Below are 12232 nucleotides of genomic sequence, written 5' to 3'. Positions count from 1 at the left end.
CGCGACCCACAAGGCTAGTCAGGTGGTTCGATAAGCGAGAGGAAGCCGCATGAGCGCCCCGGTGCTCGACACCAAGATTTCGGTCGAGAGCGACCTGTTCCGCGCCAATGCCGCGCATAATCGCGCGCTGGTCGAGCGGCTGCGCGCCGATGTCGCCAAGGCCGCGCTGGGCGGCAATGAGAAGTCGCGCGAAAGGCATACGGCGCGCGGCAAGCTGCTGCCGCGCGAGCGGGTGGAGCGGCTGCTCGATCCGGGCTCGCCGTTTCTGGAGATCGGCCAGCTCGCCGCGTATGAGGTGTATGGCGAGGATATTCCCGGCGCAGGCGTGATTGCGGGGATTGGCCGCGTGTCGGGTCGCCAGTGCATGATCGTCTGCAACGACGCGACGGTGAAGGGCGGCACCTACTATCCGCTGACGGTCAAGAAGCATCTGCGTGCGCAGGAGATTGCGCAGGAAAACCGGCTGCCGTGTATCTATCTGGTCGACTCCGGCGGCGCCAACTTGCCGCATCAGGCCGAGGTGTTCCCCGACCGCGACCATTTCGGCCGCATTTTCTTCAACCAGGCCAATATGTCGGCGCTCGGCATCCCGCAGATCGCCTGCGTGATGGGGAGTTGCACCGCGGGCGGCGCCTATGTGCCCGCCATGTCCGACGAGACGATCATCGTGCGCGGGCAAGGCACGATCTTCCTTGCAGGTCCCCCGCTGGTGAAAGCGGCGACGGGCGAAGTGATTTCGGCGGAAGAACTGGGCGGCGCCGACACGCATGGCCGCAAATCGGGCGTGGTCGATCATGTCGCCGAGAATGACGAGCATGCGCTGACGATCGTGCGCGATATCGTTTCGCATTTGGGCAATCCGTTCGTGTCGAGCGAAGTCGAGACACGCGCCAAAGAGCCCCGCCCGCCGAAATACGATGCCGAGGAGCTTTATGGTATCGTGCCCAGCGACGTCCGCGCGCCCTATGACGTCCACGAAGTGATCGCGCGGCTGGTCGACGGGAGCGAGTTCCACGAATTCAAGGCGCTCTACGGCACGTCGCTGGTGTGCGGCTTCGCGCATATCTGGGGCATGCCAGTCGCGATCCTTGCCAACAACGGCGTGCTGTTTTCGGAGAGCGCGCAGAAGGGCGCGCATTTCATCGAGCTCGCCTGCCAGCGGCGGGTGCCTTTGCTGTTTCTCCAGAACATCTCGGGCTTCATGGTCGGCGGCAAATATGAGGCCGAAGGGATCGCCAAGCACGGCGCGAAACTGGTGACGGCGGTGGCGACGGCGAGTGTCCCCAAGATCACCGTGCTGATCGGCGGGTCGTTCGGGGCAGGGAACTACGGCATGTGCGGGCGGGCTTACGGGCCACGCTTCCTGTTCACCTGGCCCAATGCGCGGATCTCGGTGATGGGCGGCGAGCAGGCGGCGAGCGTACTGGCGACGGTGCACCGCGATGCGGAGACGTGGAGCGAGGCGGAGGCGGAAGCCTTCAAAGCGCCGATCCGCGCGAAATATGAGGACGAAGGCAACCCCTGGCACGCGACCGCGCGGCTGTGGGACGACGGGATTATCGACCCCGCGCAGACGCGCGATGTGCTCGGGTTGAGCTTGGCAGCGTGCCTCAATGCGCCGGTGGCGGAGGCGCCCCGGTTCGGGGTGTTTCGGATGTGAGGGGGCGCGTCGGCCCCTCCGTCAGCGCTTCGCGCTGCCACCTCCCCGAGGCAAGCTCGGGGAGGAATTGGGTCTTCTCATTCCTCCCCGAGCTTGCCTCGGGGAGGGGGACCATGCGAAGCATGGTGGAGGGGCAGACGCGCGCGGGCCTCGGCGACGATACCTCGAACGACCGCGTCCACATCCTTGAGCACTTCGCCAGCGGGAATGCGCATCGTCGCAAGCCCGCGCTTGGCAAGCCACGCATCTCGAGCAGCATCGCGCGCAGGCTGGTCACCCCGCGAATGCGACTCGCCATCGACTTCAACCACCAGCCGAGCATCGCTGCAGTAAAAGTCCAACGTGTATGGCCCGGAAGGATGCTGGCGGCGGAATTTCAAGCCGCCCGGCCGGGCCTGCAACGCCTGCCACAGCAGGATTTCGGGCAGGCTCATCGCCCGCCGCAATCGGCGCGATTGCTGAACCGTCCCGGCGCTTGCCTTTGGCGCAATGTCCTTGAACATGACGATCACCCCTCCGTCAGTGCTTCGCACTGCCACCTCCCCGAGACAAGCTCGGGGAGGAATTAGAAGGACACGACATGCCCCTCTTCCTCCTCCCCCTCCTCCTCCAGATCACCCCCACGCCGCCGCTGCCAAAGGGCACCGGCAAGCCGCCCGAGCCGCAAGGTGAAGCCGCGGCGGTGATGGTCCCCGTCAACGCCACTTTCGCCGCGATTGCCGCGCGCAATGGCGAGTTGCTGCGCCCGCTCGCGCGTGAAGATGGCAATCTGTTCATCGCCAACGAAGCCGCCGACGGCACCCGCAAGATCATCCGCCGCCCGATGACCGAATTCTTCGCCGGACTGAAGCCGGGGCCGGAGAAATATGAGGAACGCCTCTACGACCCTGCGATCGAAGTCGACGGCGATCTCGCGTTCGTGTGGGGGCGCTTCAATTTCTACATCGACGGCAAGCTGCACCACTGCGGTTATGACCTGTTCGATCTGGTGCGCGAGAATGGCACGTGGAAAGTCGCCAATATCAGCTATTCGAGCCGCACAACGGGATGCAGCGAGTAATGCACGCGCGATCGGAAGACCCAAACTTGTTCTTCGTGCCTTCGCGTCTTTGTGTGAGTCAATTTTTCTCACACAAAGACACAAAGGCACAAAGAAGAGATAGTTGCGCTGCGCGCAGGATCGACAAGGCGATCGCATGATCACCTCACTCCTCATCGCCAATCGCGGCGAGATTGCGTGCCGCATCATCCGCACCGCGCGCGCGATGGGCGTGCGCACGGTTGCAGTCTATTCGGATGCCGATGCCAAGGCGCTGCATGTGCGCCAGGCCGATGAGGCAGTGCATATCGGCCCCTCGCCCGCGCGCGAATCCTATCTGGTGGGCGAGAAGATCATCGCCGCCGCCAAGGCGACGGGCGCCGAGGCGATCCACCCCGGCTATGGCTTCCTGAGCGAGAATGCCGATTTCGCGCAAAGCGTGATCGACGCCGGGCTGATCTGGGTCGGCCCCAAGCCAGATAGCATCCGCGCAATGGGGCTGAAGGATGCCGCCAAGGAACGCATGATCGCCGCCGGGGTGCCGGTGACGCCGGGCTATCTCGGCGAAGACCAGTCACCCGACGTGCTCGAAACGGAAGCGGGCAAGATCGGCTATCCCGTCCTCATCAAGGCGGTCGCGGGCGGCGGTGGCAAGGGGATGCGCCGCGTCGAGGCCGCTGCCGACTTCGCCGACGCGCTGGCGAGCTGCAAGCGCGAGGCCGCATCGAGCTTCGGCGACGACCGCGTCCTGATCGAGAAATACATCCTCTCGCCGCGCCATATCGAAGTGCAGGTGTTCGGCGACACCCACGGCAATGTCGTCCACTTGTTCGAACGCGACTGCTCGCTCCAGCGCCGCCACCAGAAAGTGATCGAGGAAGCCCCCGCGCCCGGCATGTCGGAGGAAACCCGCGAGGCAATCTGCGCAGCGGCGGTGCGCGCGGCCAAGGCCGTCGATTATGTCGGCGCCGGCACGATCGAGTTCATCGCGGACGCCAGCGAAGGCCTGCGCGCCGACCGCATCTGGTTCATGGAAATGAACACGCGGTTGCAGGTCGAGCATCCGGTGACCGAGGAAATCACCGGCGTCGATCTGGTCGAGTGGCAACTGCGCGTGGCGAGCGGGGAGGCGTTGCCGAAGCGGCAGGACGAGCTTAGCATCAACGGCTGGGCGATCGAGGCGCGGTTGTATGCGGAGGACCCGGCGAAGGGGTTTTTGCCGAGTGTGGGGCGGTTGGAGCGATTCCGGCTTACTAATCTGATCCGACCAAGTCGCTGGCGAAACGAGGTTCGAGGGGGCGAGTTCGAAAGTGACTATCCCGGCACTGGGCGGATCGAGACCGGTGTTGCAGAAGGCGGCGAAATTTCTTCCTTCTATGATCCGATGATAGCGAAACTGATCTGTCACGCTGCGGATCGGCGGGCAGCAGCACTGGGACTTTGCGGAATCGTCGCCGACGCGGAGATTTGGCCGCTCAAGACAAATGCCACCTTTCTGCACGCACTTCTGGTGAACCCCGATTTCACGCGGGGCGACGTGCATACGGGCTTCATCGACACGCACCAAGAAGACGTGATCTTCGAAATGGATCCCCCGCAATGGCTGCTCGATCCGATTGCCGAAGTGCTGGTTGAAGCGTCAAACGTGTCGGTCCCCCAGGGATTTCGCCTCAACGCACCCAGCAATGGATCGGTCCGAATAATGGACCGGGGGCACGAGTTTGTCGGCCGCATCGATAGCCGAACGAGCTATGATCTACGTGCCTACCCTGTCATTACGCCGGTGCGAGATGCCGTCTTTGCGACAATGCAGGGCGCTACGTGGAGATTCACGACGCCGGCCGCTCGAGGCATCGCGGCAGGCACCACCGCCGACGGCGCGATCCTGTCCCCCATGCCGGGCCGCGTCACCGCGGTCGATGTCGCGGCGGGCGATGTCGTCACCAAGGGCCAGCGGCTCGTGACGCTTGAGGCGATGAAGATGGAGCACAGCCTGACCGCGCCCTTCGACGGGACGGTCGACGAGCTGAACGCCACCCCCGGCGCGCAGGTGAGCGAGGGGACGGTGCTGGTGAAGGTGGTGCGGGCCGAATAGAGTCCAAACCGTCACCCCGGACTTGTTCCGGGGCCCACCGTGCAACAATCACGTTCGTCGCGAATGGCGACGTGGGCCCCGGAACAAGTCCGGGGTGACGACAAAAGAAAAACGGGAGAGAGCCAATGCCATTCGATTTCACGGGCAAGAACGTCATCGTCTTTGGCGGCACGTCGGGCATCAATCTCGGCATCGCCAAATCGTTCGCGCGCGCCGGGGCCAACCTCGCGGTCGCCAGCCGAAGCCAGGAGAAGGTCGATGCCGCCGTCGCCGCGCTCCACGGCGAGAAACAGGCGCTCGGCTACAGCCTCGACGTCCGCGATTTCGACGCGGTCAAAGCCGCGATCGAGCATTTCCGAGAGACACGCGGCACGATCGACGTGCTCATCTCCGGCGCGGCGGGCAATTTCCCCGTCCCTGCCGCCGCACTTTCGCCCAACGGCTTTCGGTCGGTGATGGAGATCGACGCGCTCGGCACGTTCCACGTCATGCGCGCGGCCTATGAGCACCTCACCAAACCCGGCGCGAGCGTCATCAACATCTCCGCCCCGCAGGCGTGGATCCCGATGGCGCTGCAAATCCATGTCTGCGCGGCCAAGGCAGGCGTCGACATGATCACCAAGACGCTCGCGATCGAATGGGGGCGCGAAGGCGTGCGCGTGAATTCGGTGTCGCCCGGCCCGATCGACGGGACCGAGGGGATGGACCGGCTCGCCCCCACCCCAGAGGCCAAGGCGGCGTCGGCGCGCGCGGTGCCGCTCGGGCGGCTCGGCACGGTCGATGACGTGGCGGATGTGTGCCTGTTCCTCGCGAGCGACTATGCGCGCTATGTCTCGGGCGTGGTGCTCCCCGCCGACGGCGGCTGGACGGCGGGGCGCGGGTTTGGCGCATTGGGGGGCTGAACGACCTCGACCGCTTCTTCGGCGCCCGGCCGTTCGAGTGTCGCAAGCTGGCTGTCGAGTAAGTCAGGTGACATGAAGTGGCCAGTGCGCGACGCCATGCGGCGGCGGAGTTCGTCGCGCGGCACGTCGAGCAGCACGAACCTCACTGGCGCCTCGATCGCCGCGCGGAGCCGATCGCGATAGGCGCGGCGCAGCGCCGAACAGGTGGCGACGACGCTCGCCCCATCACCGAGCGCCGCGTTCACGGCCCCCGCGATTCGATCAAGCCACGGCCAGCGATCCTCATCGGTCAGCGCGATCCCGGTGCGCATCTTGGCGATGTTCGCGGCGCCGTGCAGTTCATCGCCCTCGACAAACCTTGCGCCCGACGCCACCGCAAGCGCCTGCGCATAGGTCGACTTCCCACACCCGCTGACGCCCATGATGATCGTGACAGGGATGGCGGGCTGGTCCATGACCCGAGCATTGACGCGCCCGCGACAGGAGACAATCGTGCCCGGCAAATATTACGACGAATGGCAGGTCGGCGAGAGCATCGAGCACCCGCTCCACCGCACCGTCACCGAAACCGACAATCTGCTGTGGTCGACGATGACGCACAACCCGCAGCCGCTCCACCTCGATGCCGAGGCCGCGCGGGCGAGCGAATTCGGGCAGATCCTCGTCAACGGCACCTTCACTTTCAGCCTGATGGTCGGGCTGACGGTCGCGGAAACGACGATGGGCACGCTTGTCGCCAATCTCGGCTATGACAAGCTGGTGATGCCCAAGCCGGTGTTCATCGGCGATACGCTGCACGCCACGAGCGAAGTGACCGAACTGCGCGAGAGCAAATCACGCCCCGACGCCGGGCTGGTGACGTGGCGCCACCGCATGATCAACCAGCGCGGCGAGACGGTGTGCGAATGCCTGCGGACGGCGCTGCTCAAACGCGCATGAGCCGCCAGCGCTGATAGGCATCGGCTATTCGGGATGCGACATCGGAAGGGGTGTCCGACGTCGTATCCACTTCCAGATCATACGACATGCCGACATGCACCAGATCAAACTGTCCGCGCGCCTGCCCGATCAATCGATCGCCCCGCGCCACTTCGCGCCTTTCCAGCTCAGGGAGCGCGCAATGGACGCCAACCATGAACACGTCGCAGTCGGCCAATGCTTCTCGCCAATCATCCCGCAGCACTTCTTCGAGCACAACCTCGTCCAAAATCACCCCTGCTGACACGCCGGCAAGCGCGGCCGCCATCCGGGCGTGCGCTTTCAGCAGCGCGAGGCCTAGCGGGCCATGATTAAGGCGGATTTCGCCGCGTGAATCGCGGTCAAAGAAGAAGCCGTCGGGATGATTGTGCAGTTTAAGCGGCAGCATCGCGAACGCATCGTCGATGCCGGTCCGAACATGCGCGGGGTCGAGTATTTCCTGCAGCGCCCGCGCAACACTTGTTTTTCCGGCGGAGGTGCACCCGTTTAGAAAAACAACGGTCATGCCGATTGCCCCGTTAGACGGTAAAGCTCTCGCCGCAGCCACAAGCGCCCTTGGCGTTTGGGTTCTCGAAAGTGAAGCCAGCAGCAAAGTCGTCCTCGACCCAGTCCATCCGGCTGCCGACGAGGTACAGGATCGACCCGCCATCGACGAACAAGGTGCCGCCGGGCGTGTCGATGCGTTCGTCGAAGGCCTTGGCTTCGCTGACATAGTCGACCGAATAGGCGAGCCCCGAACAGCCGCGGCGCGGGGTCGACAGCTTGACGCCGATCGCCCCTTCGGGCGCGCGCGCCATCAGATCGGCGATCCGCGCTTCGGCGGCGGGACTCAGGTTGAGCGCGGCGGGGCGCTGGCGGGTGGTCGTGGCCATCACAGCATCCCCATTTCAAGTCGAGCCTCATCGCTCATCTTGCTGGGGTCCCACGACGGGTCCCACACCAGATTGACTTCGGCCGAGCCGACCCCCGGCACCGCGCCGACCCGCAATTCGACTTCGGCGGGCATGGTTTCGGCAACCGGGCAATGCGGCGTTGTCAGCGTCATCGTGATCACCGCATGGCCCTCGGTCGTCACATCGACGCCGTAGATCAGCCCGAGATCATAGATGTTTACCGGGATTTCGGGATCGTAGATGTCCTTGAGCGCCGCGACGACGGCTTCGTAGGTTTCGCCACCCGGCTCGCCCGAGGACACGCCCTGCGGCGCCTGCTTCAGGAAACCGTCGAGATAATCGCGCTTGCGCTCGAACGTCTCGACGGCCGTTTCGACGCGCGCCTTGGGCGGCGTGGGTACCGAGTCGACGTTCTCCACTTCGAAATCGCTCATCCAAATATCCTCGTTACTCGCTCGATACCCTTGATCAGCGCCGCGACATCGCTCGCATCGCTGTATACCCCGAAGCTCGCGCGCGCGGTTGCGGGCACGCCGAGCATGTCCATCAGCGGTTGCGCGCAGTGGTGCCCGGCGCGGATCGCGACGCCCTCTTCGTCCAGGATGGTGCCGATGTCGTGCGGATGCACGCCGTCGATCGCGAAGCTGACGATGCCCGCCGACTCCTCGGGGCCGAACAGCCGCACCGAATTTATCCGCGACAGCGCCGCGCGCGTTTCGCGCACCAGCTCGGTCTCGATTGCGTGGATGCGGTCAAGCCCGATGCTTTCGACATAGTCGATCGCGGCATGCAGCCCGAGCGCGCCGACGATGTGCGGCGTTCCCGCTTCGAACCGGCCTGGCGGCGGGGCATAGGTAGTACCCGCAAAACTCACCCGGTCGATCATCGCACCGCCACCTTGGTAGGGGGGCATGTCAGCCAAAATCTCGCCGCGCGCCCAGAGGACGCCAATGCCAGTGGGGCCATAAAGCTTGTGCGCCGAAAAAACGTAGAAGTCGCAGTCGAGCGCCTGCACGTCGACGCTCATGCGCGGCACCGCCTGGCACCCGTCGAGCAGGATTTTCGCGCCAACCGCATGCGCAATCTCGCCCGCGCGGCGGGCATCGAGCACCGAGCCGAGCACGTTCGATACATGCGCGAGGGCGACCAGCTTGTGCGCAGGCGTAATCATCGCCGCCATCGCGTCCAGATCGATGCGGTGATCCTCGGTCAGCGGGATCACATCGATATGCGCGCCGATCTTCGCGGCGATCATCTGCCACGGCACGATGTTGCTGTGGTGTTCGAGCTGGCTCAGCAGGATGCGGTCGCCGGGCTGGAGCTGCTCGGCGGCCCAGCAAGTCGCGACCAGGTTGATCCCCTCGGTGGCGCCACGCACGAAGACGATTTCGTTCTCGCTTGCCGCGCCGATGAACCCCGCCACCCGCCGCCGCGCGGCTTCATAGGCCAGCGTCATGTCGGCCGAGCGCTTGTACACGCCGCGATGGACGGTCGCATAATCGGGGCCATAGGCCTGCGTAATCGCGTCGATGACGCTCTGGGGCTTTTGCGCGGTCGCGGCGCTGTCCAGATAGTGCCAGCCGGGGGTCAGGCCCGGAAAATCATTCCGGACAGCGCGCCGGGCTTCTACGGGCAAAATAGCGGTGGTTGCGTTCATCTTGCCAACCCTGACTCGTCACCCCGGACTTGTTCCGGGGCCCACTTGGCCACAACTACCGTCCCCGCGTGCTGCGCGGTGGACCCCGGAACAAGTCCGGGGTGACGGATGGGGTAGCGAGGGGCCCAGCTCACAACATCCGCTCCAGCGCGACACTCGCCGCCGCCTCCAGCGATTCGCGCGCGGCGTCATCCGCCACATCGTCAAACACACCCGAAATGAACCCGCGCAGCAGCAGCGCCTTCGCCTCGGCGGGCGCAATGCCCCGGCTCATGAGGTAGAACAGCGCATTGGCGTCGAGTTCACCCACCGTCGCGCCGTGCGCGCACTTCACATCGTCGGCATAGATTTCAAGCTCGGGCTTGGCGTTCGCCGTCGCGGTGCGGGCGAGCAGCATTGCCTTCACCGACTGCGACGCATCGGTCTTCTGCGCATGCCGCGCCACCGCGACCTTGCCGAGATACGAGCCCGTCGCGCGCCCGCCAAGCACCGACCGCACGACCTGGTTGCTGGTCGCGTGCGGCTCGATGTGGCGCATCGTCGTGACGATCTCGAGCGTCTGCTCGCCGCCGCCGAGCATCGCCGCGCCAAGCTCGAAATGCGCGCCTTCGTGCAGCGTGACATCGATCGTCACCCTCCCCAGCCGCCCGCCCGTATTGAGCACATGGAAAGTCGCCCGCGCGCCTGCGCCGAGGATCACCGCATAGTCATGGATCGCGACGACATCGGGCGCGGCATCCTGCACGATCACCCGCGCAACTTCCGCGCCCGCCGCAACCTCGATCCGCTCGGGTGCAGGGACAGGCCACACCGAGGCGACAGCCTCAAGATCGCTATAGCGCCAGGATTCGTCGCGGCGGGTGGGACGGGCCAAAGTCACTTGGCGCCTTCCTTCTTCGTGCCTTTGCGTCTTTGTGTGCGAAAATTTGACTCACACAAAGACGCAAAGACGCGAAGAGAAGAGTGATTGCCTGCGGCGCTCATTATGCCGTCACCCCGGCATAGCCCTCGGCCTCGAGCTCGAGCGCGAGTTCCGGCCCGCCGGTCTTCACGATCCGCCCGCCGCTCAGGATATGCACGAAATCAGGCGCGACATAATCGAGCAGCCGCTGGTAATGCGTGATCAGGATCACCGCCTTGTCGGGCGCGCGCATGATCCGGTTGATGCCGTCGCCGACCGCGCGCAGCGCATCGATGTCGAGCCCGGAGTCAGTCTCGTCGAGGATCGCGAGGCGCGGCGCGATGATGCCCATCTGCACCATCTCGTTGCGCTTCTTCTCGCCGCCCGAAAAGCCGACATTCACCGGGCGCTTGAGCATCTCATAATCCATCCCCAGCCCCGCGGCCTGCGCCTTGGCGAGCTTCAGGAATTCACCGCCCGAGAGCGGCGCCTCGTCGCGGCCTTTACGCTGCGCGTTAAGTGCCTCGCGGAGGAACTGGACGTTGGACACGCCGGGGATTTCGACCGGGTATTGGAAGCCGAGGAACAGGCCTGCGGCGGCACGCTCGTGCGGGGCGAGGGCGAGAAGATCGAGCCACTCACCACCTTCGCTCGCAACCAATCCACCGTTCGTATCGAGCGCAGTCGAGATACCGGCCCCAAGCGCATCGCCAAGCTCCTGTTTCTCGACTTCGCTCGAAACGAACGGAGACTGAAACAGGACGGAGCCGGAAGTCACCTCATACCCCGGCCGCCCGCCGAGCACATAGCCCAGCGTCGACTTGCCGGCGCCATTCGGCCCCATGATCGCATGCACCTCACCCGCATTCACGCTGAGCGAGAGGCCCTTGAGGATTTCCTTGCCGTCAATTTCGGCGTGGAGGTTAGTTATTTTGAGCATGGTTATTTCAGGTACTTCCGTAGCATCGTGATTTGATCGGTGAGATAACGGTCCACCTCATTCGGTGGGATTATAATTGCGTCATCTGGATACACATAAGCAGCACCGGAAAGCTTCGCCGACGCTCTGAAGAACAGGAGAGACGCAAGCATTTCCGCCATATCACCACCTGTTCGCGAGATCATTTGATGCGAACCGAAACGCATTGCCTCATCGGGCAACGCCCCGCTTTCAATCTCATCAAAATAGTACTCGAATCCGGTCGCAAGGCCTTCGACCTCGACAGGAAGGAACCCGGTGTGAGTTACGAGATCAACCTCCTCCGGCTTGAACGGAATGTCGCTTGCACTCGCCGCGCTGAAAACGTCTGCAAAGTCCGGTCGCCGTTCTTCCGGCATCACGAGAAGTTGAATGACCGCCATTACCCCACGCTCCCCTCAAGCGAAATCCCCAGCAGCTTCTGCGCCTCGACCTTCTCAAGCCCCTCCCCTTCAGGGGAGGGGTTGGGGTGGGGCTTGTCCACATTCTCCAACGCTTGAAGGATCGCGACCTTCACGCCCTCGACATTGCGCATCACATCGTGGTTGGTGACCCGCAGCGTGCGATAGCCCATCCGCGCCAACGCGGCGTCGCGAAAGGCGTCGGCCTCGGCACCATGCGTGTCGCCATCGACTTCCACGATCAGCCTAGCCGCAGGGCACACAAAGTCAGCAATCCCCCAGCCGATCACTTGCTGGCGGCGAAACTTCCACCCGCCCAGCTGGCTGTTCGACAAACTCCGCCACAGCCGCTTTTCCGGCTCGGTGGGGTTGTTGCGCATGTGGCGCGCGCGTTCGTGCAACTCGGCGATGGTATTCGCGGAGAGGCCCCACCCCTTGCCCCTCCCCTGAAGGGGAGGGGTTTGAAGGCGTTTCGCGTCATCGGTTGGCGTCAGGTTCATCCAACCGAGCCTTCCAACGAAATCCCCAGCAGCTTCTGCGCTTCCACCGCGAATTCCATCGGCAGTTGCTGCAGCACTTCCTTCGCAAAGCCATTGACGATCAGCGCCACCGCCGCTTCCTGATCCAGCCCGCGCTGCATCGCGTAGAAGAGCTGGTCGTCGGAAATCTTCGACGTCGTCGCCTCATGCTCGATCTGCGCGCTCGGGTTGCGGACTTCGATGTACGG

The 12232-nt window shown here is 64.3% G+C and carries 16 protein-coding genes; 5 read left to right on the top strand and 11 right to left on the bottom strand.

The window, feature by feature from the left end; genetic code table 11:
- The first annotated feature begins 49 nt into the window (after positions 1-49).
- On the top strand, positions 50-1660 hold the full coding sequence (locus K2W81_RS10605) for a carboxyl transferase domain-containing protein (protein WP_294104090.1): 1611 nt from the start codon (positions 50-52) through the stop codon (positions 1658-1660).
- 77 nt (positions 1661-1737) lie between these two features.
- On the opposite strand, the gene K2W81_RS10600 is transcribed toward K2W81_RS10605, so the two are convergent.
- Complete coding sequence (locus K2W81_RS10600) at positions 1738-2163, bottom strand: endonuclease domain-containing protein (RefSeq protein ID WP_294104161.1); 426 nt, start codon at positions 2161-2163, stop codon at positions 1738-1740.
- Positions 2164-2240: 77 nt separating this feature from the next.
- Here K2W81_RS10600 and K2W81_RS10595 point away from each other — a divergent pair, with 77 nt between their 5' ends.
- From K2W81_RS10595 to K2W81_RS10585, 3 genes are all read left to right on the top strand, one after another.
- A complete protein-coding gene (locus tag K2W81_RS10595) occupies positions 2241-2720 on the top strand; it encodes a nuclear transport factor 2 family protein (protein WP_294104088.1) in 480 nt (159 codons plus the stop codon).
- Positions 2721-2856: 136 nt separating this feature from the next.
- On the top strand, positions 2857-4794 hold the full coding sequence (locus tag K2W81_RS10590) for a biotin carboxylase N-terminal domain-containing protein (RefSeq protein ID WP_294104086.1): 1938 nt from the start codon (positions 2857-2859) through the stop codon (positions 4792-4794).
- Between the two features lie 125 nt (positions 4795-4919).
- Positions 4920-5696 carry an SDR family oxidoreductase gene (locus tag K2W81_RS10585; protein ID WP_294104084.1) on the top strand — a complete coding sequence of 259 codons (777 nt, stop codon included), beginning with the start codon at positions 4920-4922 and terminating at the stop codon, positions 5694-5696.
- On the opposite strand, the gene K2W81_RS10580 is transcribed toward K2W81_RS10585, so the two are convergent.
- A complete protein-coding gene (locus K2W81_RS10580) occupies positions 5621-6151 on the bottom strand; it encodes a gluconokinase (protein ID WP_294104082.1) in 531 nt (176 codons plus the stop codon). The genes K2W81_RS10585 and K2W81_RS10580 overlap by 76 nt on opposite strands.
- 37 nt (positions 6152-6188) lie before the next feature.
- Here K2W81_RS10580 and K2W81_RS10575 point away from each other — a divergent pair, with 37 nt between their 5' ends.
- A complete protein-coding gene (locus K2W81_RS10575) occupies positions 6189-6635 on the top strand; it encodes a MaoC family dehydratase (protein ID WP_294104159.1) in 447 nt (148 codons plus the stop codon).
- On the opposite strand, the gene K2W81_RS10570 is transcribed toward K2W81_RS10575, so the two are convergent.
- The 9 genes from K2W81_RS10570 to K2W81_RS10530 all read right to left on the bottom strand — a co-directional run.
- Positions 6622-7179 (bottom strand): hypothetical protein, encoded by a 558-nt coding sequence (locus K2W81_RS10570; RefSeq protein ID WP_294104081.1) that lies wholly within the window; start codon positions 7177-7179, stop codon positions 6622-6624. The genes K2W81_RS10575 and K2W81_RS10570 overlap by 14 nt on opposite strands.
- 13 nt (positions 7180-7192) lie before the next feature.
- Positions 7193-7546 (bottom strand): iron-sulfur cluster assembly accessory protein, encoded by a 354-nt coding sequence (locus K2W81_RS10565; RefSeq protein ID WP_294104079.1) that lies wholly within the window; start codon positions 7544-7546, stop codon positions 7193-7195.
- On the bottom strand, positions 7546-8001 hold the full coding sequence (locus K2W81_RS10560; protein WP_294104077.1) for an SUF system Fe-S cluster assembly protein: 456 nt from the start codon (positions 7999-8001) through the stop codon (positions 7546-7548). Before K2W81_RS10560 ends, K2W81_RS10565 begins: the two co-directional genes overlap by 1 nt.
- Positions 7998-9224, bottom strand: a complete 1227-nt coding sequence (locus tag K2W81_RS10555; protein ID WP_294104075.1) for a cysteine desulfurase — start codon at positions 9222-9224, stop codon at positions 7998-8000. The genes K2W81_RS10560 and K2W81_RS10555 overlap by 4 nt, the downstream gene beginning before the upstream one ends.
- Positions 9225-9354: 130 nt before the next feature.
- A complete protein-coding gene (locus tag K2W81_RS10550) occupies positions 9355-10104 on the bottom strand; it encodes a SufD family Fe-S cluster assembly protein (RefSeq protein WP_294104073.1) in 750 nt (249 codons plus the stop codon).
- Between the two features lie 103 nt (positions 10105-10207).
- Complete coding sequence (gene sufC / locus K2W81_RS10545; RefSeq protein ID WP_294104071.1) at positions 10208-11065, bottom strand: Fe-S cluster assembly ATPase SufC; 858 nt, start codon at positions 11063-11065, stop codon at positions 10208-10210.
- Positions 11066-11067: 2 nt separating this feature from the next.
- Positions 11068-11487, bottom strand: a complete 420-nt coding sequence (locus K2W81_RS10540) for a hypothetical protein (protein ID WP_294104069.1) — start codon at positions 11485-11487, stop codon at positions 11068-11070.
- Entirely contained in the window at positions 11487-11906 is a 420-nt protein-coding gene (locus K2W81_RS10535; protein ID WP_294104157.1) for a DUF559 domain-containing protein, read from the bottom strand. The genes K2W81_RS10540 and K2W81_RS10535 overlap by 1 nt, the downstream gene beginning before the upstream one ends.
- Before the next feature lie 95 nt (positions 11907-12001).
- Positions 12002-12232 (bottom strand): SufD family Fe-S cluster assembly protein (locus K2W81_RS10530; protein ID WP_294104067.1); only part of this gene is annotated, 231 nt, incomplete at its 5' end.

Origin of the sequence: Sphingomonas sp., from assembly GCF_019749955.1 — a bacterium.
Lineage (GTDB): Bacteria > Pseudomonadota > Alphaproteobacteria > Sphingomonadales > Sphingomonadaceae > Sphingomonas.
The sequence above is the reverse complement of the archived record's forward strand: the minus strand, read 5'-3'. Positions and strand labels throughout refer to the sequence as shown.